The sequence below is a fragment of the Fervidicella metallireducens AeB genome (assembly GCF_000601455.1).
In the GTDB taxonomy this organism is placed as follows: Bacteria; Bacillota; Clostridia; order Clostridiales; family Caloramatoraceae; genus Fervidicella; species Fervidicella metallireducens.
Genome location: NZ_AZQP01000001.1, coordinates 119,608 through 145,753 on the forward strand (window position 1 = coordinate 119,608; position 26,146 = coordinate 145,753).

The window sequence follows — 26,146 nt, forward strand, 5'->3', positions numbered from 1 at the left end:
AAGGCAAACTTTGAAGGAAGATGTTTTCTTATGCCTGTAACATCAGGGAGTATTAGTGAAAATGTTATTTAAATATCAAAATAAATCATTATTTTTAAGATAATTCTTTCAAAATTGTTAATCTTTAAACATGGAATATTTTTAAATCAGTAATTAAATTAAGATAATAATTTGGATATTAAGTTAAAATTAACATTGTTTTGTAAAATAAAATCATAATCTAAGAAAATTTCTTATGAAATATTATTAAATATAAATTAAGCAAAAAATTATCTTGCAGAATATTGTTATAAAATTAACAAACTTAAGCAAAAATAGAAGTTAATAAATAAACAAAAACATAAAATTTGGAATATTCTGCATATTATTTAATAATAATTGTATAAATTATATTGAAAAATCTAATAATTATGTTATATAATTTATATTGTCAGCATAATACATAAAAAGAGATGTTGTTAAAAAAATAACAAATAGGGGGAATTAAAATGAGAGAAGTTTATATTCTGGGTGCGTGCAGAACAGCAATTGGCAATTATGGAGGAACACTTAAGGATATACCGGCAGTTAAATTAGGTGCAGAGGTTATTAAGGAATCATTAAGAAGAGCTGGCATTTCTGAAGATAAAGTTGAAGAAGTTTTAATGGGTAATGTACTTCAGGCAGGTCTTGGACAGAACCCTGCAAGACAGGCTGCTGTTTATGCAGGATTACCAGTTCATATACCAGCTATGACAATAAATAAAGTTTGTGGCTCAGGCCTTAGAACTGTAAGCTTAGCAGCTCAAATAATTGCAGCAGGAGATGCAGATTGTATTGTTGCAGGAGGTATGGAAAATATGTCCATGGCTCCATATGTTATGAGAAGCCACAGATGGGGTGCAAGAATGGGTAATACAGAAGTTATAGACGTTATGGTTTATGATGGTCTAACTGATGTTTTTAATCAGTATCATATGGGAATAACTGCAGAAAATGTAGCTGAACAATATGGACTTACAAGAGAAATGCAGGATGAATTTGCTTTAGCTTCACAGAAGAAAGCTGCAAAGGCATTGGAAACTGAGAGATTTAAGGATGAAATAGTACCTATTGAAATTCCACAGAAAAAGGGAGAACCTCTAATGTTTGTTAAGGATGAATTCCCAAAAGCAGACTCCACAATAGAGAAATTAGGAAAATTAAGACCAGCATTTAAAAAAGATGGAACAGTAACCGCAGGCAATGCTTCAGGAATAAATGATGGAGCAGCAGCTATGGTTGTATGCAGTAAGGAGTTTGTTATAAAGTATGGACTTAAACCAATGGCAAAGGTTGTTTCTTATGCTTCAGCTGGAGTGGAGCCAAGTGTAATGGGACTTGGACCAATTGATTCTTCAAAAAAGGCTCTTGACAAAGCAGGTTTAAAAATTGAAGAAATAGGATTGATTGAAGCAAACGAAGCTTTTGCATCACAAGCACTTGCAGTGGCTAAGGACTTAAATTTTCAAATGGATAAGGTTAATGTCAATGGTGGTGCAATTGCATTAGGTCATCCTATAGGAGCATCAGGGGCGAGGATACTTGTAACCCTTATCCATGAAATGCAGAAGAGGGATGAAAAGCTAGGATTAGCTACCCTTTGTATCGGTGGTGGAATGGGTACAGCTCTTGTAGTTGAAAGAGATGAATTATGCAGATAATTATAATTTTTTAAATAAATGATATACTAGATGGTTGTTAGATTACTAACAACCATTTTTTATGCAAATTAAACAAATGAATAAGAAATGTTTAAATTAATTAAAATGAAATTTTAAATTCAAAATTAAAAATATTTTTAATTTAACAACAGATATATTACGATGAATTTCTAAGAAAATTAATAATAAATTAAATAATATTTGATTTTAATAAGATAAATAACTATAAATAAGTTATTTGATGTAATAAGATGTTATTTAATGTTGAAATGGAGATTAACCAGGAGTATAATTGTGAAATAAATCTTGCACGAAATGTACTTTTGCACGCTAATAAATATACAATAAATATGAATATATTTAAATTTAACGCAATAAAAAGTTTAATAATTTATTGAATTATGATAAAAACTAAGGTAGATAAAGATAGGAGAAGGAGATATATATGAATAAATACGTGGGTGAATTTTTATCTGAAATAATTAAAAAATCTTTTTTTATTTCCTTAGTTATATCTGGTTTTATTATTTTGATTTTTGGTATTAACGGCGGGTGTCAGTATGCTGTTGGATTTGTTATTGGAATAATAAACTTTGCTTTACTTGCTCTTGGTATAAATATAATAGTCTTAAATTGTTTTAAAAGGGCAGCATTGGTTCAAACACTGTTTTTTATATTGAGATATATGGTCATTGCAATTGTTTTGGCTGAGTTGATAGAAAATTACGGTTTTAATGTTTATTATATGGCAATTGGTTTGTTGACTGTAAAATTAACTCTTGTTTTGTTTTCTGGTTTATTAAATCTAAATATAAGAAAGGGGAGTCAGAATGGCTGAAAATGGGTTAATGATTTTAGGAATAAATATACCTTTATCAATTTTGATACAATGGGGAGTAATGGTTTTTATAATTGTACTGGTTACTGTGTTAACTAAAAGATTAGAAACAATACCACATGGTTCTCAGATTTGGATTGAGCTTATAGTGGAAAAAATTAATGACTTAGTTCGTGCTAATATGGGAGAAAAATTTATTGGATTTGCTCCTTATATTGGAACGATTATGATTTACATACTCATGCTTAATTTGATAGGGCTGTTAGGACTCAGGCCACCAACAACTGATTACAGTGTTGCTTTAGCATTAGCCCTGATAAGTTTTGTATTGATTCACGCAACAGCTATAAAAAATAATGGTTTAAGGCATTATTTAAAGGGTTATTCTGAACCTTTCCCTTTGCTTTTACCATTAAATATAATTGAGAGAGTTGTTGTACCCGTATCACTAAGTTTAAGACTTTTTGGGAATATGCTTGCTGGGGTGATAATTGTAGAACTTATATATAAAGGACTTAGTTATCTGTCTAATATGGTACATATTAAATTACCGCTCTTTGCAGCATTAATACCGATACCATTCCACATATATTTTGATATATTTGATGGTATCATTCAAATGTTTATTTTTTCTATGCTAACAATGATTTTTATAAAGACTACATCAGAACATTGATTTAAGAGGAGGAAAAACTATGTTTCAAGGAATTGATCCAAAAGCATTTATATTAGGTATGTCAGCAATAGGAGCTGGTTTAGCTGCCCTTGCAGGTTTAGGAGCAGGTATAGGAACAGGTATAGCAACAGGAAAAGCTGTTGAAGCAGTAGGAAGGCAGCCAGAAGCGAAGAATGAAATAATAAACACACTTATTATTGGTAGCGCTTTCTCAGAAGCAACAGCGATTTATGGTCTTTTAATAGCTATATTATTGGTAGTAGTAAAGACCTTGGGTTAAAAAATGTAGCTTGCAAAACATTACTGTGTTTTGCAAGCTGTATTAAAATTCAAAGGAGGTTATTCTATGGAGATTAGTATACCAGTAATAGTGGTAACAATAATGAACACACTGGTGTTATACTTTTTCCTCAAAAAAAAGTTTTTTGTACCGGTAACAGATTTTATGAATGAAAGAAAGAATAAAATTGAAAATGATATAAACAACGCACAGTTACAACTTGCAGAGTCAGAAAAACTAAAGAAAGAATATAAAGAAAAACTGATGAATGCTGATGATGAAGGTAAGAAAATCATACATAGTCATAAGCTAAAGGCAGAGGAAATATCTGAGGATATCATTTTAAAGGCTAAAAAAGAGGCAGAATTAATAATTGAAAGGGCAAAAATCGATTCTGAAAGAGAAAAAGAAAGGGCAAAGGATGAAATAAAAAATGAAATTATTAATTTGTCCATTATGACTGCTTCTAAACTTATAAATGAAGAATTGGATTTAAACAAACATCATGAATTAATAAAGGATTTTATCGAAAAAGTAGGTGTATGATATGCACGTTTTGGAAGTTGCTTCAAGAAGATATGGTAATGCACTTTTTGAGATTGCAATAGAAAAAAACAAATTGGAACTATTCTTAGAAGAACTTAAAGATGTTAGAAATATATTAACGTCACATGAAGAATTAAGAAGTTTGCTGCATCATCCTAATATCCCCTTTGAACAGAAAAAAAAGGTTATTTTTAAGATATTTAAAGGGAAGATTGAAGATGAAATAGTAAATTTATTAATTATTTTAATTGAAAATAACAGAATCAGCGATATTGAATTAGTTTATTATGATTATAAATACTTAGTTTATAAATATAAGAGGAAGAAAATTGCCTATGTTACAACAGCTGTAGAGATGACAGCTGAGGAAGTTGAGGCATTGCGTCAAAGGCTTTCAGATAAATACCAAAGTGAAATAGAGGTACAGAATATTGTTGATCCTGAAATTATAGGCGGTGTCCATTTAAAGATTGGAGATCATATAATTGATTCTACAATAAAGGGACAACTAACCCAGATAAGAAAGAGATTTTTGCAAGAATATCGTGAGGTGAGATCATGAGCGTAAGACCTGATGAAATAAGTTCAATAATAAAGCAGCAGCTGCTTAAATATGAAAATAAGCTTGATGAAATTGATATTGGAACAATAATAAAAATAGGTGATGGTGTTTCTACTGTATATGGACTTGGAAATTGCATGGAAGGAGAGTTATTGGAATTTCCTAATGAGGTATATGGAATGGCTCTGAATCTTGAAGAAAATAATGTTGGTGCTGTTTTGTTCGGTTCAGAGAAAGGAATAAAGGAAGGGGATATAGTTAAAAGAACTGGAAAGGTTGTTGAGGTCCCCGTTGGAAAGGCTTTATTAGGAAGGGTTGTTAATGCATTAGGAGAACCAATAGATGGCAAGGGACCAATAAATACAAAGAAAACCAGACCTGTAGATGTTGTTGCTCCTGGAGTTATTTACAGAAAATCAGTTAAGCAGCCACTTCAGACAGGAATCAAAGCCATAGATGCCATGGTTCCAATAGGAAAAGGGCAAAGAGAGTTAATAATTGGAGACAGGCAGACTGGCAAAACTGCAATTGCAATAGATGCAATAATAAATCAAAGGGGTAAGGATGTTATCTGTATTTATGTTGCAATAGGACAGAAACAATCGACGGTGGCATACATTGTCAATACACTTCAGGAATTTGGAGCAATGGATTATACAATAGTTGTAAGTGCTTCTGCAGCTGAGCAGGCACCGATGCAGTTTATAGCTCCTTATTCTGGAACAGCAATGGGAGAGGAATTTATGCACGAAGGTAAGGATGTTTTGATAATATACGATGATCTATCAAAGCATGCCGTTGCTTACAGAACCATGTCCCTTTTATTGAGAAGACCACCAGGAAGAGAGGCATTCCCTGGGGATGTATTCTATTTACATTCAAGGCTTCTTGAAAGAGCTGCAAAGCTCTCTGATGAATTAGGCGGAGGTTCAATGACTGCATTGCCAATAATAGAAACCCTTGCTGGAGACGTTACGGCATACATACCAACTAATGTTATTTCAATAACCGACGGGCAGATATTCCTTGAAGAAGAATTGTTTTTCTCAGGTGTCAGACCAGCTATAAATCCAGGTATATCTGTCTCACGTGTAGGTGGAAGTGCTCAAATCAAAGCAATGAAACAGGTTGCAGGCAGCTTAAGGCTGGAATTGGCACAATACAGAGAATTAGCTGCATTTGCACAGTTTGGTTCTGATCTTGATAAAGAAACAAGGGAGAGAATTGAAAAGGGTAAAAGGCTTGTTGAGATTTTAAAACAAAACCAGTACAGTCCAATGGAAGTAGAAGAGCAGATATTGATTATATATGCAACAATAAATAATTTCTTGAAGGATATACCGGTAGAGGAAATAAGACGTTTTGAGAAAGAATTTTTAGAATATGCCAGAATGCATCATAAAGATTTAATTAAACTAATCTCCAATGATGAAGGCATTACAAAGGAAATTAAAGAGAAGATAGATGCTGTAATAACTGAGTTCAAGGGAATATTTAAATAGTCTGATTTTAAATATTCAAAGAGGAGGTGTATGCCTTGGCTGGTGCAGGGTTATTGGAGATAAAAAGAAGAATAAAATCAATAACCAATACTCAGAAAATAACTAGGGCTATGGGGCTTGTAGCTACGGCAAAATTCAGGAAACTGAGGGAAAGAGCAGGGGAGATAGATATCTATTATGATGAATATAAAAGAGCCATTGAAGAAATGCTGAAGGTTAATGAAGTTGAAGACTCGGTTTATTTTCAACAAAACAGTAGCGATATAGATTTATACATAGTTGTAACTTCTGATACTGGACTTTGTGGAAGTTACAATGCAAATGTTTTAAATAATGTTTTAGAAGACATGTATCAAAAAAAAGTTGCAGTTATAACCGTTGGTGAACGTGGGAGAGCCTTTTTCAAAAAGAGAAATTATGAGACAATAGCTGAGTTTGTTGAAATTGGTGATAAACCAGCTTTTAAGGATGCATCAGAGATTATTAAACCAGCAATAGATGCATTTGTGGCAGGAAATGTAAGGAATGTATATTTGGCCTATACAAAATTTATTACTTCCGTAAAACAGACAGTTGAGATTGAGAAGTTACTTCCATTTGAGAAAAATAGGGATTTAAAATCCAGTAACATGGAATTTGACCCATCTGTAACAGAGGTTATGAATTATGCAATTCCCAAATATTTATATGCCACTATGTATCATGCTCTTGTAAATTCAATAGCCAGTGAATATGCAATTAGAATGTCTGCAATGGACAATGCAACAAAAAACACAGAAAAATTGCTTGAAAAACTAAAAATTGCCTATAACAGGGCAAGACAAAGTAATATTACTCAAGAGATAACTGAGATAGTCAGTGGAGCAGAGGCGTTAAAGGAGTAGTGAGATAGAATATGGAGTTAAATAAAGGGAAAATAGTTCAGGTAATTGGACCAGTAGTTGATATAAGATTTGAAAACAATCATCTTCCTGACATTTATAATGCCATAGAAATTAACAATAATGGGCATATACTCGTATGTGAAGTAATGCAGCACGTAGGAGGAGATATAGTCAGAACTGTTTCTATGGATTCTACTGATGGACTTGTTAGAGGAATGGAGGCTGTTGATACAGGTGCACCAATATCAGTCCCTGTTGGAGAAGTGACTTTAGGAAGATTATTTAACGTTTTAGGTAAGGCAATAGATAATGAAGGAGAAGTTAATGCCAAGGAGTATTATCCAATACATAGAGAAGCCCCTTCCTTTGAGGAACAGTCGGTTCAGCCGGAAATGTTTGAAACAGGAATAAAAGTTATAGACCTGATAGCACCATATCAAAAGGGTGGAAAAATAGGTTTGTTTGGTGGAGCCGGAGTTGGTAAAACCGTACTGATTCAGGAACTTATTAATAACATAGCTAAGGAACACGGAGGTTTGTCAGTTTTTACAGGTGTTGGAGAAAGAACCAGGGAAGGTAACGACCTTTATTATGAAATGAAAGAATCTGGAGTAATAAGTAAAACAGCATTGGTTTTCGGTCAGATGAATGAACCCCCTGGAGCAAGGATGAGGGTTGCTTTAACAGGGCTGACAATGGCTGAATATTTCAGAGATCAGGGTCAGGATGTTCTGTTGTTCATTGATAACATCTTTAGATTTTCACAAGCAGGTTCAGAGGTTTCTGCACTGCTTGGAAGAATACCTTCTGCTGTTGGTTATCAGCCTACCTTAGCTACTGAAATGGGAGCTTTACAGGAGAGGATAACTTCAACAAAGCACGGTTCTATAACTTCAGTTCAGGCAGTATATGTACCTGCTGATGATTTAACTGACCCAGCCCCAGCGACTACATTTGCCCATCTTGATGCCACAACGGTTTTATCAAGATCAATAGCTGAGCTTGGAATATATCCAGCGGTTGATCCCCTTGCTTCAACTTCAAGAATATTAGATCCAAGAATTGTTGGTGAAGAACATTATGATGTAGCTCAGGGAGTAAAAAATATACTTCAGAGATACAAAGAACTTCAGGATATAATTGCAATTTTAGGAATTGATGAACTCTCAGAAGAAGATAAGGTTGTTGTTTCCAGGGCTAGGAAAATACAAAGGTTTTTATCACAGCCCTTTAGTGTTGCAGAACAATTTACTGGTTTTAAAGGTAAATATGTCCCTATAAAGGAAACTGTAAGGGGCTTCAAGGAAATACTTGAGGGTAAGCATGACAATCTACCGGAATCAGCATTTTTATTTGCAGGAACCATTGAAGAAGTAGTAGAAAAAGCTAACTTAATGAAGGACAGCTAAGTCTGCGGGGGGTGATTCATTGGCTGCATTCAACTTTAAATTAATAACTCCAGAAAAAGTTTTTTTTGAAGGCGAAGTAAATTCAGTAAGTATGAACTCTATAACTGGAAGGGTTCAGATTCTGGCAAATCATGTAGGATATGCTACAGGTGTTCTGCCATGTATAATTAAAATAGTTGTAAACAACGAAACAAAAAAAGCAGTTGTTTCTGGAGGATTTTTTCAAATATCAGACAACAAAGGGGTTTTATTTGCCGATTCCGCTGAGTGGCCTGAAGAAGTTGATATTGAAAGGGCAAAGAGGGCAATGGAAAGAGCAAAGAATAGACTTGAATCAAAAGATAAAAACCTTGATGTTGAAAGGGCAAAATTAGCACTACTCAGGGCAATGACAAGGCTTAAGATAACAGAAATAAAATAAAGACAGAGAAATCTGTCTTTATTTTTTTGCTTAATTATGACTGTTAAAGCTGACTGAATAAAATCTTTTTTTTAGGGCATAATCAAAAATGCAGTGGGAGGGGATAATTTGAAAAAATGGAGCAAATATATAATAATCACCTTGATTATACTGATAGTTACATTATCTATCAGTAAATCAACAGATGGAAAAGAAACAATGATGAGTTGTTTCAAAAAGTCTCAGGCGGAATTTATAAGAATGGACATTGAAGGAAGTGCAGAATTTTTTTCTGATGAAGACATGGAAACAATACTGAAAACAATGTTCAAAAGTTCTGAAATAAAAGGAGAATATAAAATTTTCACAGATGATATGACGCATTTGGTTTTAAAAAATAATAATTTTGAGGCTCACATAAAAGGAAGACAGCTTCAGGATAAAAAAGGCGTTTATGTTTCATTTATGTTATCACACAATAGCACTATCGAGAATATAAATAATATATGGAGGACTATTTCAGAAGCTTTTGCTATATATAATGTGGAGCCCTCCTTTTCAACTTTAATACAAGGAAAATATAACAAGAGATTCTCTATATCTGAGATGAAGGGAATTGGAGAAAAAATTTTTATGCAAAATAGTGGAAATGTAATAGGGAAAATTGACGATGGCAAAGTTGTAAGCCTTTATGGTTACATACCGGGACTTGGTAATAGCATTGATGTAAGCAGAAAAAAAGTAAATTTAAATGTCGCTCTAAGATACAGTGAAGTAAATTGCTGCACGTACATATGGATAGGTAACCCTATTATAACCTTAGAATATTAGAGTGATTGGAGGATTATTCATGGAAAAAATCAAAATAAATGGTGGTAACAGATTAACAGGGAAGGTAAAAATAAGTGCAGCTAAAAATTCTGTGCTGCCTATTATTGCAGCTGCATTATTAAGTCCATATGAATGTATATTAGAAGACATTCCATTATTAGATGATGTTGATGTTATATGTAATGTAATGCATTCTCTTGGAGCAGCAATTGATATAGAAAGAAATAGTGGAAGTATTTCAATAAAATCAGACAATATAAACATTTTAGAACCACCCTATGAGTTAGTGAGAAGGATGAGGGCATCCTTTCTGGTTATGGGACCGATGTTATCGAGATTTGGAAGAATTAAAATTTCTCTGCCAGGGGGCTGTAACATTGGAACAAGACCAATAGACCTACATTTAAAAGGTTTTGCTGCACTTGGTGCCGAGGTTACAATGGGACATGGATATGTTGAAGCCAAGTGTAACAAATTAAAGGGTGCCAAAATATACTTAGATTTTCCATCAGTTGGGGCAACAGAAAATATAATGATGGCTGCTGTTTTAGCAGATGGGGAAACAACAATAGAAAATGCAGCTGAGGAACCTGAAATAGTTGATTTAGCAAATTTCTTAAATAGCATGGGGGCAAGCATAATTGGGGCTGGAACTGATACAGTTAAGATTTGCGGAGTGAAAGAGTTAAATGGTACAAAACACCAAGTCATACCTGACAGAATTGAGGCTGGAACATATATGGTTGCTGCTGCTTTAACACATGGAGATGTAATTATTGAAAATATTATTCTTGAGCACATAAGACCTATGATAGCAAAGCTTAACGAAGCAGGAATAACAATAATAGAGGAACCAACCAGAATAAGGGTAATAGGAAAAAACAGACCAAAGGCAGTGGATATAAAAACAATGCCATATCCAGGATTTCCCACAGATATGCAGGCACAGTTTATGGCACTGATGAGTATAGCTGAGGGAACATCAATCATAACAGAAACAGTTTTTGAAAATAGGTTTATGCACGTTACGGAACTTAAGAGGATGAGTGCAGATATTAAAATTGATGGAAGAAGTGCTGTTATAGAGGGGAAAAACAAACTGACAGGAGCAAAGGTTAAAGCTACAGATTTAAGAGCGGGAGCAGCATTGATATTAGCAGGATTAGTTGCGGAAGGTACAACAGAAATCTTTGATGTTCACCATATAGACAGGGGCTATGTTGATGTAGTTGGAAAGTTTAAATTACTTGGGGCAGATATAGAAAGAATAACAGAATAAAAATCTAGAATTATATATATGACAGTAACCCTATAATCTCATCAGTCAATCAAGAAAATAAAGCTTTGGGGCAGTTGACTGAGGAGATTATGGGGTTTGTGTTTTTAAACTTACACACATGATTAAAAACAAGCATAATTTTCATATTATAAAAATAAAATTGTATATGAGGATTGTCCATAGTTTTTTACAAAAGGGAGGTTGTTTGGTGAGAAAAGTTGGATATTATGTCTTGTTAATAGTTTTTTTAATGATAATAATTCCTGTAATAGTGCTTAATGGAGTTGGACCTGGTATTGAACTACCTAAAATTATACACAAAATAACAGAAAAAGTTCCTAAGGAAGTTGAATATAATGACAAAAATGGTGGACCAAAGATAAAATTATACAATAAGGCTGAGGATAAAATTATTGAATTATATTTGGAAGATTATTTAAGAGGAGTAGTTGCAGCTGAAACACCAGCTTCATTTGAGTTAGAGGCATTAAAAGCACAGGCTATAGCAGCAAGAACCTTTGCAGTTGCACATATGAATGTATATGGAGGGAATGGATGTGCCAGACATAATGGAGCTGATGTATGCAGTGAGGTTCATTGTCAAGCCTGGATGTCTAAGCAGGAAAGGATGAAAAGCTGGGATGGCGAAAATGCAGAGAAATATTGGAAAAAAATTTCTGATGCAGTTGATTCTACAAGAGGAATGGTTATAACATATGAAGGAAAGCTGGCTAAGGATATAAAGTACCACGCATCAAGCGGTGGAAAAACTGAAAACAGTGTCAGTGTATTTGGTTATGAATCTCCATACCTGGTTAGTGTAGATAGTCCCTATGAAAAAGGAAACAGCAGATTTACTTCTGTGGTTACATTAAAAAAGCAGGATTTTATCAATAGGCTAAAAGAAAGTAACCCGTCATTAAAGCTATCTGTAAAAACATTATCATCCCAAGTTAAAGTAATATCCTATACAGATGGAGGAAGGGTTAAAGATATAAAAATTGGAGATAAAATTTTTACAGGTGTAGATATCAGGTGGGCAGTTGGACTGAAATCCGCTAACTTTACCATCAAATTTGATAAAGATAACATAATATTTACGGTTGTTGGAAGTGGTCACGGGGTAGGGCTTAGCCAGTGGGGGGCTAATGAAATGGCTAAAAGAGGAAGTAATTATAGTGAGATTTTGAAGCACTATTATAAAGGAACAGAACTTAAGGAGATTGATAAAGTATTTGAGAATAAAAAGTAAAAAAATGAGCATCTTACATATTGTAGGATGCTCTTAAATTTTTTTCTCTCCACATGTATTATATTCCATATTCTGGACAAACTAAATAATGGAGGTGTTCTCAATGGGAGTTAAGAACATGTTTAAGAAATCATCTAAATTATTTGAGAAGGAGGGCTTCTACATTATCTTATTTGTCTGCTTATGTATAGTTGCGGTTACCGCTGTATACATATCTAGGCAAAACAAGGACATTACCAGTCAGCCTGGAACAAATAAGATAGTGGAAGAAAAAGAAACTTCAAAAAAGCCTGTTCAAAATGAAGCAGACCCTGTAATTAACCCTTCTAACAACACTACAGAAACCCTGAACAACACAAATAATACTAGTTCCATTTCCACTACAAAACCTTCAACAGAAAAAAATACTGCTGTTGTTAAAAAAGACAGCAATCCAAAATTCAAAATGATTATGCCAGTTGAGGGTGATATAGTAAAAGGTTTTGACAAAGAGCAACTACAAGAATCAAAGACGATGCAGCAATGGGAAACACATGAGGGTATTGATATCATGTGCGATATGGGAACAGAAGTTAAAGCTGCACAAAGTGGCAAAGTTGTTGAAGTAAATCAGGATAATACGATATTGCATGGAACTAAATCGGGGTTTGGAGTTACAGTGGTTATAGATCATGGCAATGGAGTCAGATCTTATTACTGTAATTTAAATGAAAATGTAAAGGTTAAGGTTAATGATGTAGTTAAGAAGGGGCAGGTACTTGGTGTAGTAGGAGATACTTCGATTAGAGAGGCTGTAAGTATTGAAGGAAGCCACCTACATTTTACTGTAAAAAAGAAAGTTAACAAAGAGTATGTAACAGTTAATCCTATGGACTATTTGAAGTAGCCATAGAAAACAGGGGGGCTTGCGAACTTTCATTTGTTGGTAAGCGCCCTTTTTTAAGATTATTATTAATTTTCAATTATAAATTCATATGTTTTGTCATATTTTATAAAAGAAGCATTTAAAGGAGGTACCTGATTTGAAGGACTACATTGAAGAAAGAGTTCTAGAAGTAGCTAGGTATATAATTGAATCAAGAGCCACCATTAGAAAAACAGCAAAAATGTTTGGAGTAAGTAAAAGTACAGTACACAAGGATATAACAGAGAGGCTGCCCAAAATAAATCCCCAAGTAGCAAAAGAAGCAAAGGACATATTAGATTTAAATAAATCAGAAAGACACATAAGAGGTGGAAAAGCTACAAAAATGAAATACAAAGCAGCAGATTTATAATAAATTTCATCCTACAAAGAAAAACTCCTATTAATAGAAGGATTTCTATAATATTTATAGAATATTTATAGAAATATACAATGTTTTAAAATAGTAGGGAGTGAAAATACGTGGGACTGTTTGGCATGAGTAATGATATAGGCATAGATTTAGGTACAGCTAGTGTCCTTGTATTTATCAAGGGAAAGGGAATTGTACTTAATGAGCCATCTGTTGTGGCTATAGATAAATCAAATAACAAAATTCTTGCTGTAGGTGAGGATGCAAGAAAAATGATTGGAAGAACACCTGGCAACATTGTTGCAATCAGACCATTAAGAGATGGTGTTATATCAGATTATGATATTACTGAAAAGATGCTTCAGTATTTTATAAGGAAATCTGGTGGAGCTAAGGGTTGGGGAAAGCCTAGGGTTGTGATTTGCATCCCGTGTGAGGCAACTGAGGTTGAAAAAAGAGCAGTTAAAGACGCAGCAATAAATGCTGGAGCAAGAAAAGTATACCTGATTGAGGAACCTATAGCTGCAGCAATAGGCTCAGGTCTAGATATTTCAAGGCCTAGTGGCTGCATGGTAGTTGATATTGGTGGTGGTACAACCGATGTTGCAGTTATATCCCTAGGTGGAATGGTAGTACGTTCATCAATAAAGGTTGCTGGTGATAGATTTGATGAAGCAATAGCAAAATATATAAGGAAACATAATAAAATAATGATTGGTGAAAGAACAGCTGAAGACTTAAAGATTAATATTGGTTGTGCTTTTGAAAGGGAAGAAGATTTATCTATGGAAGTCAGGGGAAGGGATTTAATAACAGGACTTCCTAAGAACATTATTGTAACATCTGAAGAGATGAGACGTGCTTTAGAAGAACCAGTTAATGCAATTGCAGAATGTGTACATTCCGTTCTTGAAAAAACGCACCTGAACTAGCTGCTGATATCAGTGAGAGGGGAATTCTAATGACAGGTGGAGGTTCTCTTCTATGGGGACTAGATAAATTTATTCAGGAAAAAACAGGCGTACCAGTCAGGGTGTCAGATGATACTATTGCTAGTGTTGCAAAGGGAACGGGAGTTGTTATACAAAATTTAGAAAAATATCAGGATGTAACAGTTGCAGCATATTAACTTTCATTAACTTATCAGACTGATGAGTCTGTAGAAGTATTTTTGCAACTTAAGGTAGTCCTATGTCTATATGTCTCCTTTGAATTTTCAAGGGAGACCTTTTATTTTTAATTCTGATAAATATAATATAATCAACACATATTATCTGATAATAAAATTTTTATTACCAGACTACAATTTATCCTCAATTTGTATTATAATAAAATAAAAGTGCTGAATGGAGGAGATATTATGGAGAACATAGATATTCAGAGTATTTTACCACACAGATATCCTTTTTTACTGGTTGATAGAATAATGGAAATTGAGGAAGGTAAAAGAGCAGTTGGAATTAAAAATGTAACAATTAATGAGCCTTTTTTTCAAGGACATTTTCCTGGTAATCCAATAATGCCTGGTGTTTTAATTGTAGAAGCAATGGCACAGGTAGGGGCAGTTGCAATATTGTCAACGGAAGAATATAAGGGAAAACTCGCTGTTTTTACTGGTATAGAAAAAATGAAGTTTAGAAAACAAGTAGTTCCAGGAGATACATTGAAGATGGAGGCTGAAATGATTGCGCTAAAAAGGGGTATCGGAAAAGCAAAGGTTTGTGCAACTGTTGACGGTAAAATAGCTGCAGAAGGAGAATTAATGTTTGCAATATTAAAATAACAACTAAAAAATTTTTATTCATATAAAGCCCATGGATCTATTTAAGATTATGGGCTTTGTTAATTTAGAAATATTTAGATTTCGTGACTTTTTTAAAATAGGTCCTTGTTCGCTGCTAATAACAAAGCTCTTGAAATAACTTCAGACATTTTCATAACAAAATTTAATCGTATGTTTCTGATTGAAAATAAGTCAGAATTATCTATAGTATCAACAACCCCAACGATTGAAATATCACCAACACGGGGAAGGGTTTTTCCCACTCCTTTTCCAGGATGAACAGGTCCCATTTTTACTTGGATATCTCCTACACAATCATCATAACCTAGGCATGCATCAATGGCTATAACAAAATAATCTGGATACTTTGATTTTATTCCCTTAATGACTGTTTCAAGATTAATTGCATGAGCGGGTTTTTCTAGTGTGCCTATGACAGGGTGTGGAAAATCAGATTTACATAGGAATGTACCAACTAAAGGTCCAAGACAGTCTCCAATACATTTATCAGTTCCTATGCAAACTATTAAAGTTTTTTCTTTAATAAATGATGACAAATATTGTCCTAGCATTTCAGATGCATTTTCATCTTCATAGTTAAGTCTAATACCTACAGAATCAATATTACTATTTGGCAAAGATTTCACCCCCTTGATTATATATATAAATAAGGGGAGTAATTTTATTACATAAAATTCGATGAATAATTATTTTAAAAAAAGTAATAATAACAGATGTAATATTAGAAGGTAGGTGAGTTATGCAGTGAAAAAAATTATTGATTCAGCCCTTATATGCGTACTTACATTAATAACGGTCATTGCATGATGACTTTTAGAATTGAAAATCAGAATTTCCCTGTTAACGAGGTTCTTGATGAAATTGATACTACAACTCATGTAGAAAAACCAGATGGAACAGGGTATATTTTTGATGACTTTGAAAAAGAGATTAATTTACCACTTGATAGTAAAGATGACATAGAGGTGAACTCATTAAAGGAAAAAAACAAAAAAATAAACATGGAGAATGGTATAAAAGAATATTTTCTAAGATACAGCATGATGAAATCTAAAAATGATGAAGACTATAATTTAAGTCTAAGCAATAGAAACAAAGCATATAAAACACTTTCATTGAATGTACAGAATAAAAAAGGCTCAAAACCAATCCAATTATCTCAGGCAAAGGAATATGAAAAAAAGTTGGACTACGAAGATAAAATATCTTTAATCAAGATATCAAAAAATTTCAGCACTTCAGAAATAAATGATATTAAAAGGGCAATAGATAGGGGACCTAGCTATGAAGATACTAGAAAAATTTTAGATATGTTGAAGAAAAGATTAAAAAGTGAAGAATATGAAAGATTGATTAAAATAGTTGATAAATTTCAACAATAAATCTGGCTGATAAGTCATTGTGAATTCAAACCTGTTATGGGGCAGAGTTTTTAAAATTCACTTGACTTATCAGCCATTTTAATTTTCATCTTTATTTATTCCATTACATAAGCTGCTTATTTTTGACTTATCCCAGATATTTAGCTGTTCTATATTCATTAATGCTCCAAGTATATTATCTTCAGCTTGAGGGATATCTAATTTAATTTGTTTTACCAAATCTTTCATGTATTGTCTTTGAGTATGACCGTTGGCAGGGCATGGGTTTTTAACAATTGGAAGATTGAGTTTGTTAACAGTTCCAATTATATCCTTCTCACTAACATATACCATAGGTCTAATTAAATAAAGATCCTTTATGGAAAGGTAAGTCACTGGTGAAAATGTATTTATTCTCCCTTCATAAAGTAATGACATTAGGAATGTTTCAATAGCGTCGTTAGAATGATGACCAAGTGCAACTTTATTACAGCCTAATTCCTTTGCCGCATCATGCAGGACACCTCTTCGCATTTTTGCACATAGTGAGCACGGATTTTTTTCTTTTCTAACGTTAAATAATATTTCTCCTATTTGAGTATCAATAATTTTGTAAGTGATATCCTCTTTTTTGCATAATTCAATCAGGGGAGAGGGGTCGTATCCTTCCAGTCCCATACTTATGGTAACTGCACATAGTTCAAATTTTTGAGGTGAAAATTTTCTATATTGGTTTAAAGCAAGAAGAAGCAAGGTGCTGTCTTTTCCCCCAGATAAACCAACTGCAATTCTATCTCCATCTTGTATCATATTGAAGTCCTGTATAGCCCTTCTAAGTTTACTTAGTATCTGTTTCATCACATATCACCTTTCTATTAAAAGTATGCCAATTTACACAAGGTAAATTATATATCAAATTTTATAAATATGAAAGTCAATTATAAAAATTAAGAACTGAAAACAAGAATATGGGGATTAAAATATTATGTAAACATGAGCGAAAAATAAAGATTTTAATAGGAATACTGCGTAAAATATATAAACTCAAAATTTAATACACTTGTTGTATTGCTATTAAAACAAATATTATGTATACTAATCTATGTCTTCAAGGGACGGCAAACAAATTTGACGGGCGCATAGCTCAGCTGGGAGAGCATCTGCCTTACAAGCAGAGGGTCACAGGTTCGATCCCTGTTGTGCCCACCATATGAATGCCGGCTTAGCTCAATTGGCAGAGCAACTGACTTGTAATCAGTAGGTTGTAGGTTCAAGTCCTATAGCCGGCTCCATATACGGAGGAGTTCCCGAGTGGCCAAAGGGGGCGGACTGTAAATCCGTTAGCACAGCTTTCGATGGTTCGAATCCATCCTCCTCCACCAAAATAAAATTATATTGTCATAAAAAATAATGTTGACAAATATTAAAACACAATATATAATAGAATATGTCATTAAGATATGGGCGCATAGCTCAGCTGGGAGAGCATCTGCCTTACAAGCAGAGGGTCACAGGTTCGATCCCTGTTGTGCCCACCATATAAATGCCGGCTTAGCTCAATTGGCAGAGCAACTGACTTGTAATCAGTAGGTTGTAGGTTCAAGTCCTATAGCCGGCTCCAAATGCGGAGGAGTTCCCGAGTGGCCAAAGGGGGCGGACTGTAAATCCGTTAGCACAGCTTTCGATGGTTCGAATCCATCCTCCTCCACCAAAAGACGCTAAAAGCGTCTTTTTTATTATTTCTGAAAAATATTCTGAGGTAAATTATATAATATATTAATCAGGGTGGGGTATCTTTATGAAATTAGATGGTTTTAAAAACCGGATTGTTGAGATTAAGAAAAAAATTTCAATACTTTACATGGCATATTTAGATAAAAGAACTCCCTGGTATACAAAGATATTAGCATTAATTGTGTTACTTTATGCTGTAAGTCCAATAGATTTAATACCCGATTTTATCCCAATATTAGGATATTTAGATGATTTATTGTTAATACCCTTAGGTATATCTGTTGTATTAAGACTTATTCCAAAAGATGTTGTTAAAGAGTATGAAAATATAGAGGAATTGCCTGAAGAATTTAAGAAAAAAGGGAAATATGCGGGATTATTTATTATACTTTTATGGATTTTAATATTATTAAAGATACTGAGAAGGTTTAAAATATTATAATTTCAGATTATGAATAAACAAAATTGTTTCTGAAAAAAATATTAAATGGATGAAGAGTAAATATTGTTGACAACTAAATAAGCTTGTGATAACATTAATTATCGTAAAAACGAATACTATTTTTTAACCCTTATCAAGAGAGGTGGAGGGACGGGCCCGATGAAACCCGGCAACCGGTGGCAAAAGCTACTATGGTGCCAATTCCTGCAGAATGTTATATTCTGGTAGATGAGGATGTTTGAGAAATCAAGCCTCTTCATGTTGAAGAGGCTTTAATTATGTCAAAATAAATTTTTATATACAAGGAGGTAGTTCAATGGTAAAGAGATTATTCACTTCAGAATCAGTAACAGAAGGACATCCAGATAAAATCTGTGACCAGATTTCAGACTCAGTTTTAGATGCAATACTAGAAAAGGACCCAAATGCTAGAGTTGCTTGCGAAACAGCAGTTACAACAGGTATGGTTCTTGTTATGGGAGAAATAACTACAAATTGTTATGTTGATATTCCTAAAATAGTTAGAAAGACAATTGAAGAAATAGGGTATACAAGAGCTAAATATGGTTTTGATTCAGATACATGTGCAGTAATAACTTCAATTGATGAACAATCATCAGATATAGCAATGGGTGTTGACACTGCGTTAGAAGCTAAAAAAGGAGAAATGGACGCAATAGAAGCAATTGGAGCAGGAGACCAAGGTATGATGTTTGGTTTCGCATGTAATGAAACACCAGAATACATGCCGCTTCCAATAGCAATGGCACATAGATTATCAAGAAGGCTTGCAGAAGTAAGAAAAAATGGAACCCTTGAATACTTAAGACCAGATGGAAAAACACAAGTAACAGTAGAATACCATGACAATAAGCCAGTAAGAATAGATGCAATTGTTATATCAACTCAACATAGCCCAGAAGTAACTAGAGAACAAATAGAAAGGGATATGCTTGAGCATGTAGTTAGCAAGGTTGTACCAGCTAATCTTTTAGATGAAAATACAAAGTATTACATAAACCCAACTGGAAGATTTGTTATAGGTGGACCACATGGAGATTCAGGATTAACAGGAAGAAAAATTATAGTTGATACTTATGGTGGATATGGAAGACATGGTGGTGGTGCTTTCTCAGGAAAGGATCCAACTAAGGTTGACCGTTCAGCTGCATATGCTGCAAGATGGGTTGCTAAAAACTTAGTTGCTGCTGGTGTTGCAGAAAAATTAGAAATAGAAGTAGCTTATGCAATAGGTGTTGCTAGACCGGTTTCAATTGAAGTAGATACATTTGGAACAGGAAAGATAGCAGACGATAAGATAGTTGAAATAATCAATAAGGTATTTGATTTAAGACCTGCTGCAATAATTAAAGAATTAGACCTTAGAAGACCAATATATAGACAAACCGCAGCTTATGGACATTTTGGTAGAACAGATTTAAATTTACCATGGGAAAACCTGAACAAGGTAGAAGAAATAAAGAAAGCAATGATGGAATAAAAATAGCCCTTAGGGGCTATTTTTTTAGGCTGTTAAAAAAGTTATAAATTTATTAGCCCCATGAAGGATTTCTTGGGCATCGGTTCATTTCGCCTATATAAAATTCCAAATAGTGATCAATTTTTAAAATAGGGAGGTGAAAAAATGGAGGAGATTTTTAAAAGTATAGCAAATTTTGGATTTCCAATAGTCATTTCGGTTTATCTTCTTATACGGATTGAAGCTAAACTTGAAAGGCTTACTGAGAGCATTAATGAGCTATCAAAAACAATCGCAGCCATGGGAAAATAAAACAGATTTATCAGCTGAGAGCATGAATTATGTATATAAAACATGTTCTCAGGGCTGATGGTCTTTATTGACACGAACATATGTTCGTATTATAATAAATGTAATTAATTGGAATGGGGTGAGTAAATGATATATTTTATTATTCCAAAATATATGAATGAAATTGGTGATTGCTGCATAATTAAAGACTCAGAAGGAGAACGAATAAAAAATAAAAGAATTAATTCTGTCCTAAATGGCATATGCTTGACAGATGCTTAGATTTTCGTGCCATAAAAAATAGAAGTAAAAAGATATTAAATCAAAGAAATCTTGCACCGTTATACATAAGTGAAAGTGAGATATTAATACCAGTAAAGGTAAGAAAACCACGTGTCAGCCGGGATGGAGGATATGGTTATTTAAATATAAATACTATTAAGGAAATTAAGGACAAGTATCTCATTTTAAACAACGGTGAAAAAATAATATTTAAAGATAGTAATAGAACTATTATAAAAAGAATAAAAATGGCAAGAATTCTAAAGGAAAGGGTAGCTCAAAGCTATATATCAACTAATATAGAAATAACAGGTAAAGAATATTTGGTTATGGAGGGTATAGAAGAGATATTAAAGCAGATTAATTTAATCAAAACAACCATGGAGAGGAAAGGGAACATATGATATAATTCTTTTAATAAGATAGCTGATTTGATTCTGTAAGAACACTTAATTTTGTTCTAGGGATACCAAACAGCTGGGATTTATATAGGAGAGATTTAAATGGTTGAAATACAGGGTAGAGTTGAACAAATAGTCTACAAAAACGACGAAAATGGGTATACTGTAGCGAAGATAAAATATAATAAAGAGTTAATTTCTGTTGTTGGCTATATGCCTTTTTAACTGAAGGTCAGGAGGTTAAGATTCAGGGGGAGTGGAGTGTTCATAATACCTTTGGGCAGCAGATTAAAGTAGAATCATGTGAGGAAATAATACCTGCTACAACAGATGGAATAGAAAAATATTTAGCCTCTGGATTAATTACTGGAATTGGACCTGTTACGGCTAAAAAAATAGTGGAGAAATTTGGGTCAGATGCCCTTGATATAATTGAAATGAATCCTATGAAATTAACGGAAGTAGATGGGATAGGTGAGAAAAAAGCTGCAGTTATAGCAGAGGCCTTTAAAGAACAAAGGGAATTAAGACAGGTTATGGTTTTTCTTCAGAGCTATGGAATTAGTACAACTTATGGTTTAAAAATATATAAAAAGTATGGCCAGGATACAGTAAGGATTGTTAAAGAAAATCCATATAGACTCTGTGATGAAATTTCAGGTATTGGTTTTAAAACCGCTGATAAAATAGCAAGAAATTTGGGTATAGACTTATGTTCCAAATCCCGTGTAATGGCGGGTATAAAATATATCCTCTCTAATTTTACGTTAAATGGAAACACATATATGCCAAAAGAAATGTTAAAACAGGAATGTATGAAGCTGTTAAATGTCCCATCAGATCTAATTGAAGATTCTATGGTTGCTTTAATGACATCAAAACAGATTGTAACCGAGGAGATGGAGGATGGATTTGGTGTATATTTAAATGCTTTATATTTTTCTGAACTTGGTGTAGCTAAGAGAATATTAGAATTATCATTAAACAATTTTAATGGTAATTCTGATGGAATAGATGAAGAAATAACCGAATATGAAAAAGAGAATAATATTGAATTTGCTATAGAGCAAAGACAAGCAATAATTGAAGGTGTAAAAAACGGGGTATGTATAATTACTGGTGGACCAGGAACGGGGAAAACTACTATTATAAAATGCATAATTAAAATATTTGAAAAAAGAGGTATGTTTATAGTTTTAGCTGCTCCAACAGGAAGAGCAGCTAAGAGGATTACTGAAACAACTGGATACGAAGCTAAGACAATACATAGACTATTGGAGATGGAGTACATACCTGGTGAGGGATATCCGTCATTTTCTAAAGATGAAGGTGATCCTATTGAAGCTGATGTAATAATAATAGATGAAGCCTCAATGGTGGATATTCTTTTAATGAACAGCCTGTTAAAAGCAGTTGCTGCAGGTACAAAATTAATAATCGTTGGTGATGTGGATCAGCTTCCTTCAGTTGGCCCAGGGGATGTATTAAGGGATATTATAGAGAGTAAAGTTATAAGTGTAGTCAGGTTAAACAGAATATACAGACAGGCAGATACCAGTTTGATTACTCTCAACGCCCATAAAATAAATAATGGTGAATTGCCAATATTAAATGAAAAGGACAAGGATTTTTTCTTTATACATCAGCCTAACTCATCTGAAATAGTAGAGGAAATTGTGAAATTAGTTAATACACGTCTGCCTTCATTTAAAAATGGATTTAATCCAATAAAAGACATTCAGGTTTTATCCCCGATGCGAAAGGGTGAAGCAGGTATATATAATCTAAATCAAAGGCTTCAGGCAGTTTTAAATCCTCCGTCAAGTACCAAGGGAGAAAAGGAGTTTAGAGACTTTGTTTTCAGAGCAGGGGATAAGGTAATGCAGATTAAAAATAATTACAATATAGAATGGAGAAGGATTGCTGGAGAAGGGGAAGAAGAAGGAACAGGTGTTTTTAATGGAGACATTGGCTTTATAGAAGAGATAGATAAAGAAAATCAAAATCTATCTGTTATATATGACGATGAAAAAAGGGTTGTATATGATTTTAGTAACCTTGATGAACTTGAACTTGCATATGCTATAACTATACATAAGAGTCAGGGGAGTGAATTTCCTGTGGTGGTAATTCCAGTATGCTATGGGCCGCCTATGCTAATGACAAGAAATCTTATATACACAGGTGTAACAAGGGCTAAACAGCTAGTTGTTCTAACAGGTACCAGACCAGCACTATCAATGATGGTAAAAAATAAAACAATAGCAAAAAGATTTTCAGGCCTCAAAAAAAGAATAGTAAATTTAGTACAAATAATAAAATAACAGTTTTAAAACAGTAAGCATATTATATTTATAGTGTAGAATTATTTGAAAATATTAAATTGATGTCTATGAAACCAAAAGGGGTGTTTGGTTTGGATGTAGTTATTTTTAAGGCGAGGGGAAGAGGAGGATATATATATGATATGTCCATAAATCCCCTTGTAGATTTCAGCATATTAAAGAGGACAAGAAAAATAGATAAAATAGAGGTTATCACACCGAAAATATCAATTGAGAAGGCAGAGATTATTTTAAAAAGCATATATGGAGTATCATCTATTATAGGAAAACTCATATCGTCACAAGATTATATGATAAATAATATATTAAGAAAAAATGATGTTAAAAAAATAAAATATGAAATAAACAATGGAATAGAAATACCTTCTCCTCAAAAAATTGCGTCCGTTGAGGAGATAATAGTAGGAAAAATTTTAAGTCTGGAAAAACTGCTGGGTATAAAGGATAAACTGGGAATTACCAGTGAGGAAATGACTATTATAATTCAGACCTTATATTGTCAAAGAAGAATAAAAATGACCTGCGCCATCCATAAGGTAAAAAATAAACACACATGCTTTATATGTAACAGGGAGCCGTGTCCTAGCTGTACCCTTGGTATTGAAAAGGATGATATATTGGTATATGCTGCTGATAATTATAGTATAAGTATACCTGAAAATATAATTTTAAAAGACAAGAGGTTATCTGATGTCATAAAGGATGCCCAGAATGATTTTACTAATTTTTTAAAATCCAAGAAGCTGTCTTGTGTAATCTGGTGTGCTCCTTCTGCCTTTGAATATGATATTGTTTCAACAGGTGTTTTTAACATAATCAGAAGGGGTGGAAGGGTTTTATATATAACTTCAACAGCAATGGCATATAGTACAAAAGAGTTCTTTGGTAATAATTTTTATGGTGCCAAGGTTGGAATTGTAACGAATGTTTTTTCTAGAGGTGAGAACCTTGATATAACGATATGCTCCTACGACAATTATCCATGTTTTTACAAAAGTTTTGATTTGGTAATTTTAGATGTTAGGTATTCCTTTATTTACAGACCGATGATTAATACCAAATATGTATGTCCAAAGGCTGCAAAGGAAAAGGGAAAGTTTGTAACGATATCCTATGTTGTTGAAAAGGAAAAGAATTCTTTAATCAATACTACTACAGACCCATTGATATTACCTGTGACATACATTAAAAAGCCAATTCCTGAGCCGCGTATAATAACATCAAGATATTTAAAATCTCCAGAGGCATTTATTCCTCAGATGGCAATGGATTTGATTAATTGGTCAATCAGTGAAGGTATAAGAGTGGTTATTTTTGTACCTGATGAAGAAGGTCTTTATAAGGTGTATTTTTATCTTTCAACACTTGAAGGATTTGAAAAGGATTCAATTGATGTATCAGATGAGGATGAAAAGGCAGGATTATTAAGATTTAAAAGAAAAGAAAGTAAAATACTGATATCAAAGGACTTTAAAGATACATTACATCTTATGGAGGATGTAAATGTTGTAGTTATGTTTAGTGATGAAGGCATATACTCTACTGAAACCCTTATATATATGTCTTCTATGGCAACTATGCAAAATAATAAGAAACTTGGGGAGGTAGTTTTTGTTGCTACACAGGAAAGTGAGGCCATGTCTTTAGCAAAATCTGCAATAAGAAACCTGAACAAAATAGCTTGGGACAAGGGATACTTAAAAAAATAAGACTTATTTTAGATTGTTTCTTAGAAATAATCTTTCCAGAGCCAATAACCTGTACCATGTGTGGGAGAGTATTAAAAGAAGCTAATAAATATTATCTGTGTACAGGATGCCTGTCACAGATTAAATGCTATAGTAATAGTGAGAATAAAATACCAGTAGAAGAAAGCATTTTTAAACAGGATTTACATATGGCATTTGATGAAACTTATTCAGCCTGTGTGTATGAGGGTATAAGCAGAGATTTAGTTCATAAGTTAAAATATAAAGACAAACAAAATATTGCCAAAACAATGGCGGCTATGATTAAAGACGTTTTAGGTAATGATTTGAAATATGATATGATAGTACCAGTTCCAATTCATCCATCTAGACTTAAAAAAAGAGGATATAACCAAGGGGAGTTAATAGCATCCGAACTTGAAAATATTGTGAATATTCCAATGATTAAAGCTTTAAAAAGAACAAAAAATACTCCTTCGCAGGTATTGTTTAATGAGAGGGATAGATGGTATAATGTTAAATGTGCTTTTTCATGCACATTAAACTTAAAGGGCAAAAGGATTCTGCTTATTGACGATGTTATTACAACAGGTGCAACTGCTCATTATTGTGCTGAGACACTTAAAGCTTCAGGGGCGGTTTATGTTACGGCAGTTTCTTTTGCAAGAACTAAATAAATCAGTTTAAAAGACACTTTTATCAACTAGGTCTGTGGTTGAAAATCGATGCTAGTCGCAGGCAAAACGATCCACGTAAGTTAGACAAAAGTCTGATGAGCATGGTGCGGTTTAGAGGTAAGACCTGCCGAATTTTAATTCGAGAGGGGTAGTAGTGAGAGGAATACACCTTAGGCGAACCCCCCAGCAGGCGAGTGTGGGG

The 26,146-nt window shown here is 33.4% G+C and carries 26 protein-coding genes, 6 tRNA genes, 2 pseudogenes and 1 riboswitch; of the genes and pseudogenes, 32 read left to right on the forward strand and 2 right to left on the reverse strand.

All coding sequences use genetic code 11. The features are described 5' to 3' along the window. Window positions 1–488: 488 nt before the first annotated feature. The 17 genes and pseudogenes from Q428_RS00585 (at window position 489) to fabZ (ending at window position 15,201) form a co-directional block, all read left to right on the forward strand. Window positions 489–1,682 carry an acetyl-CoA C-acetyltransferase gene (locus Q428_RS00585; RefSeq protein WP_035377203.1) on the forward strand — a complete coding sequence of 398 codons (1,194 nt, stop codon included), beginning with the start codon at window positions 489–491 and terminating at the stop codon, window positions 1,680–1,682. Window positions 1,683–2,127: 445 nt separating this feature from the next. Then, window positions 2,128–2,520, forward strand: a complete 393-nt coding sequence (locus Q428_RS00590; RefSeq protein ID WP_035377205.1) for a hypothetical protein — start codon at window positions 2,128–2,130, stop codon at window positions 2,518–2,520. Then, on the forward strand, window positions 2,513–3,196 hold the full coding sequence (locus tag Q428_RS00595) for a F0F1 ATP synthase subunit A (protein ID WP_035377207.1): 684 nt from the start codon (window positions 2,513–2,515) through the stop codon (window positions 3,194–3,196). The genes Q428_RS00590 and Q428_RS00595 overlap by 8 nt, the downstream gene beginning before the upstream one ends. A 19-nt stretch (window positions 3,197–3,215) precedes the next feature. Beyond that, window positions 3,216–3,476: an ATP synthase F0 subunit C gene (gene atpE, locus Q428_RS00600; RefSeq protein WP_035377210.1), complete on the forward strand. Its 261-nt coding sequence runs from the start codon at window positions 3,216–3,218 to the stop codon at window positions 3,474–3,476. A 66-nt stretch (window positions 3,477–3,542) separates the two neighbouring features. After that, window positions 3,543–4,022 (forward strand): F0F1 ATP synthase subunit B, encoded by a 480-nt coding sequence (locus Q428_RS00605; RefSeq protein ID WP_035377211.1) that lies wholly within the window; start codon window positions 3,543–3,545, stop codon window positions 4,020–4,022. Between the two features lies 1 nt (window position 4,023). Next, window positions 4,024–4,584, forward strand: a complete 561-nt coding sequence (locus Q428_RS00610) for a F0F1 ATP synthase subunit delta (RefSeq protein WP_035377213.1) — start codon at window positions 4,024–4,026, stop codon at window positions 4,582–4,584. After that, window positions 4,581–6,086, forward strand: a complete 1,506-nt coding sequence (gene atpA / locus Q428_RS00615; protein WP_035377215.1) for a F0F1 ATP synthase subunit alpha — start codon at window positions 4,581–4,583, stop codon at window positions 6,084–6,086. Before Q428_RS00610 ends, atpA begins: the two co-directional genes overlap by 4 nt. A gap of 35 nt (window positions 6,087–6,121) precedes the next feature. Then, on the forward strand, window positions 6,122–6,970 hold the full coding sequence (gene atpG / locus Q428_RS00620; RefSeq protein ID WP_035377217.1) for an ATP synthase F1 subunit gamma: 849 nt from the start codon (window positions 6,122–6,124) through the stop codon (window positions 6,968–6,970). A gap of 11 nt (window positions 6,971–6,981) precedes the next feature. After that, window positions 6,982–8,379, forward strand: coding sequence for a F0F1 ATP synthase subunit beta (atpD, locus tag Q428_RS00625; protein WP_035377219.1), 1,398 nt, complete (start codon window positions 6,982–6,984; stop codon window positions 8,377–8,379). 19 nt (window positions 8,380–8,398) lie between these two features. After that, complete coding sequence (gene atpC / locus Q428_RS00630; protein ID WP_035377221.1) at window positions 8,399–8,800, forward strand: ATP synthase F1 subunit epsilon; 402 nt, start codon at window positions 8,399–8,401, stop codon at window positions 8,798–8,800. A 108-nt stretch (window positions 8,801–8,908) separates the two neighbouring features. Continuing rightward, window positions 8,909–9,610: a YwmB family TATA-box binding protein gene (locus tag Q428_RS00635; RefSeq protein ID WP_035377223.1), complete on the forward strand. Its 702-nt coding sequence runs from the start codon at window positions 8,909–8,911 to the stop codon at window positions 9,608–9,610. Window positions 9,611–9,629: 19 nt separating this feature from the next. Continuing rightward, window positions 9,630–10,889: a UDP-N-acetylglucosamine 1-carboxyvinyltransferase gene (gene murA, locus Q428_RS00640; RefSeq protein WP_035377225.1), complete on the forward strand. Its 1,260-nt coding sequence runs from the start codon at window positions 9,630–9,632 to the stop codon at window positions 10,887–10,889. 208 nt (window positions 10,890–11,097) lie between these two features. Further along, a complete protein-coding gene (spoIID, locus tag Q428_RS00645; RefSeq protein WP_035377228.1) occupies window positions 11,098–12,141 on the forward strand; it encodes a stage II sporulation protein D in 1,044 nt (347 codons plus the stop codon). A gap of 103 nt (window positions 12,142–12,244) precedes the next feature. Further along, on the forward strand, window positions 12,245–13,027 hold the full coding sequence (locus tag Q428_RS00650) for a M23 family metallopeptidase (RefSeq protein ID WP_035377230.1): 783 nt from the start codon (window positions 12,245–12,247) through the stop codon (window positions 13,025–13,027). A 136-nt stretch (window positions 13,028–13,163) separates the two neighbouring features. Next, entirely contained in the window at window positions 13,164–13,418 is a 255-nt protein-coding gene (gene spoIIID, locus Q428_RS00655) for a sporulation transcriptional regulator SpoIIID (RefSeq protein WP_035377232.1), read from the forward strand. Window positions 13,419–13,543: 125 nt separating this feature from the next. Then, a pseudogene (gene mreB, locus Q428_RS00660) lies at window positions 13,544–14,547 on the forward strand (rod shape-determining protein MreB). Between the two features lie 228 nt (window positions 14,548–14,775). Then, complete coding sequence (gene fabZ / locus Q428_RS00665; RefSeq protein ID WP_201769230.1) at window positions 14,776–15,201, forward strand: 3-hydroxyacyl-ACP dehydratase FabZ; 426 nt, start codon at window positions 14,776–14,778, stop codon at window positions 15,199–15,201. A gap of 92 nt (window positions 15,202–15,293) precedes the next feature. Here the strand turns inward: fabZ and yyaC are convergent, their stop codons facing one another. After that, window positions 15,294–15,839 carry a spore protease YyaC gene (yyaC, locus tag Q428_RS00670; protein ID WP_084478001.1) on the reverse strand — a complete coding sequence of 182 codons (546 nt, stop codon included), beginning with the start codon at window positions 15,837–15,839 and terminating at the stop codon, window positions 15,294–15,296. A gap of 186 nt (window positions 15,840–16,025) precedes the next feature. Between yyaC and Q428_RS00675 the strand changes: the two genes are divergently transcribed. Further along, window positions 16,026–16,604: a hypothetical protein gene (locus Q428_RS00675; RefSeq protein WP_035377236.1), complete on the forward strand. Its 579-nt coding sequence runs from the start codon at window positions 16,026–16,028 to the stop codon at window positions 16,602–16,604. 78 nt (window positions 16,605–16,682) lie between these two features. On the opposite strand, the gene Q428_RS00680 is transcribed toward Q428_RS00675, so the two are convergent. Beyond that, on the reverse strand, window positions 16,683–17,441 hold the full coding sequence (locus tag Q428_RS00680) for a tRNA 2-thiocytidine biosynthesis TtcA family protein (RefSeq protein WP_035377238.1): 759 nt from the start codon (window positions 17,439–17,441) through the stop codon (window positions 16,683–16,685). Between the two features lie 275 nt (window positions 17,442–17,716). Between Q428_RS00680 and Q428_RS00685 the strand changes: the two genes are divergently transcribed. The 14 genes and pseudogenes from Q428_RS00685 to Q428_RS00740 all read left to right on the forward strand — a co-directional run bounded on the left by Q428_RS00685 (window position 17,717) and on the right by Q428_RS00740 (window position 25,944). Next, window positions 17,717–17,792: transfer RNA gene (locus Q428_RS00685), tRNA-Val, on the forward strand. Between the two features lie 7 nt (window positions 17,793–17,799). Then, window positions 17,800–17,875: transfer RNA gene (locus Q428_RS00690), tRNA-Thr, on the forward strand. 5 nt (window positions 17,876–17,880) lie between these two features. Further along, a tRNA-Tyr gene (locus Q428_RS00695) sits at window positions 17,881–17,965 on the forward strand. Between the two features lie 80 nt (window positions 17,966–18,045). After that, a tRNA-Val gene (locus Q428_RS00700) sits at window positions 18,046–18,121 on the forward strand. A 7-nt stretch (window positions 18,122–18,128) separates the two neighbouring features. After that, a tRNA-Thr gene (locus Q428_RS00705) sits at window positions 18,129–18,204 on the forward strand. Window positions 18,205–18,209: 5 nt separating this feature from the next. Continuing rightward, window positions 18,210–18,294, forward strand: a tRNA-Tyr gene (locus Q428_RS00710). 87 nt (window positions 18,295–18,381) lie between these two features. Then, entirely contained in the window at window positions 18,382–18,759 is a 378-nt protein-coding gene (locus Q428_RS16620) for a YkvA family protein (protein WP_035377240.1), read from the forward strand. 127 nt (window positions 18,760–18,886) lie between these two features. Beyond that, window positions 18,887–18,994, forward strand: a riboswitch (SAM riboswitch). Window positions 18,995–19,075: 81 nt separating this feature from the next. Beyond that, on the forward strand, window positions 19,076–20,260 hold the full coding sequence (gene metK / locus Q428_RS00720) for a methionine adenosyltransferase (RefSeq protein WP_035377242.1): 1,185 nt from the start codon (window positions 19,076–19,078) through the stop codon (window positions 20,258–20,260). A 144-nt stretch (window positions 20,261–20,404) separates the two neighbouring features. Further along, window positions 20,405–20,551 carry a YvrJ family protein gene (locus tag Q428_RS14750; RefSeq protein WP_084478004.1) on the forward strand — a complete coding sequence of 49 codons (147 nt, stop codon included), beginning with the start codon at window positions 20,405–20,407 and terminating at the stop codon, window positions 20,549–20,551. A 126-nt stretch (window positions 20,552–20,677) separates the two neighbouring features. Beyond that, window positions 20,678–20,812, forward strand: coding sequence for a hypothetical protein (locus tag Q428_RS16215; protein WP_278244849.1), 135 nt, complete (start codon window positions 20,678–20,680; stop codon window positions 20,810–20,812). Next, complete coding sequence (locus Q428_RS00725) at window positions 20,794–21,216, forward strand: hypothetical protein (RefSeq protein ID WP_035377244.1); 423 nt, start codon at window positions 20,794–20,796, stop codon at window positions 21,214–21,216. The genes Q428_RS16215 and Q428_RS00725 overlap by 19 nt, the downstream gene beginning before the upstream one ends. A 99-nt stretch (window positions 21,217–21,315) precedes the next feature. Continuing rightward, window positions 21,316–23,537, forward strand: a pseudogene (recD2, locus tag Q428_RS00730) (SF1B family DNA helicase RecD2). 92 nt (window positions 23,538–23,629) lie between these two features. After that, window positions 23,630–25,267, forward strand: a complete 1,638-nt coding sequence (locus tag Q428_RS00735; protein ID WP_035377245.1) for a hypothetical protein — start codon at window positions 23,630–23,632, stop codon at window positions 25,265–25,267. Beyond that, window positions 25,240–25,944, forward strand: a complete 705-nt coding sequence (locus tag Q428_RS00740; RefSeq protein ID WP_051514785.1) for a ComF family protein — start codon at window positions 25,240–25,242, stop codon at window positions 25,942–25,944. Before Q428_RS00735 ends, Q428_RS00740 begins: the two co-directional genes overlap by 28 nt. Window positions 25,945–26,146 lie beyond the last annotated feature (202 nt).

What these genes read in the sequence shown, in the direction of transcription:
- Q428_RS00610 (WP_035377213.1), top strand. Translation starts at nt 4,024, where the DNA reads ATGCACGTTTTGGAAGTTGCTTCAAGAAGATATGGTAATGCACTTTTT.
- Q428_RS00595 (WP_035377207.1), top strand. Translation starts at nt 2,513, where the DNA reads ATGGCTGAAAATGGGTTAATGATTTTAGGAATAAATATACCTTTATCA.
- Q428_RS16620 (WP_035377240.1), top strand. Translation starts at nt 18,382, where the DNA reads ATGAAATTAGATGGTTTTAAAAACCGGATTGTTGAGATTAAGAAAAAA.
- Q428_RS14750 (WP_084478004.1), top strand. Translation starts at nt 20,405, where the DNA reads ATGGAGGAGATTTTTAAAAGTATAGCAAATTTTGGATTTCCAATAGTC.
- atpD (WP_035377219.1), top strand. Translation starts at nt 6,982, where the DNA reads ATGGAGTTAAATAAAGGGAAAATAGTTCAGGTAATTGGACCAGTAGTT.
- metK (WP_035377242.1), top strand. Translation starts at nt 19,076, where the DNA reads ATGGTAAAGAGATTATTCACTTCAGAATCAGTAACAGAAGGACATCCA.
- Q428_RS00605 (WP_035377211.1), top strand. Translation starts at nt 3,543, where the DNA reads ATGGAGATTAGTATACCAGTAATAGTGGTAACAATAATGAACACACTG.
- Q428_RS00675 (WP_035377236.1), top strand. Translation starts at nt 16,026, where the DNA reads ATGATGACTTTTAGAATTGAAAATCAGAATTTCCCTGTTAACGAGGTT.
- Q428_RS00725 (WP_035377244.1), top strand. Translation starts at nt 20,794, where the DNA reads ATGCTTGACAGATGCTTAGATTTTCGTGCCATAAAAAATAGAAGTAAA.
- murA (WP_035377225.1), top strand. Translation starts at nt 9,630, where the DNA reads ATGGAAAAAATCAAAATAAATGGTGGTAACAGATTAACAGGGAAGGTA.
- Q428_RS00680 (WP_035377238.1), bottom strand. Translation starts at nt 17,441, where the DNA reads ATGAAACAGATACTAAGTAAACTTAGAAGGGCTATACAGGACTTCAAT.
- Q428_RS00585 (WP_035377203.1), top strand. Translation starts at nt 489, where the DNA reads ATGAGAGAAGTTTATATTCTGGGTGCGTGCAGAACAGCAATTGGCAAT.
- Q428_RS00590 (WP_035377205.1), top strand. Translation starts at nt 2,128, where the DNA reads ATGAATAAATACGTGGGTGAATTTTTATCTGAAATAATTAAAAAATCT.
- Q428_RS00650 (WP_035377230.1), top strand. Translation starts at nt 12,245, where the DNA reads ATGGGAGTTAAGAACATGTTTAAGAAATCATCTAAATTATTTGAGAAG.
- atpA (WP_035377215.1), top strand. Translation starts at nt 4,581, where the DNA reads ATGAGCGTAAGACCTGATGAAATAAGTTCAATAATAAAGCAGCAGCTG.
- Q428_RS16215 (WP_278244849.1), top strand. Translation starts at nt 20,678, where the DNA reads ATGATATATTTTATTATTCCAAAATATATGAATGAAATTGGTGATTGC.
- atpE (WP_035377210.1), top strand. Translation starts at nt 3,216, where the DNA reads ATGTTTCAAGGAATTGATCCAAAAGCATTTATATTAGGTATGTCAGCA.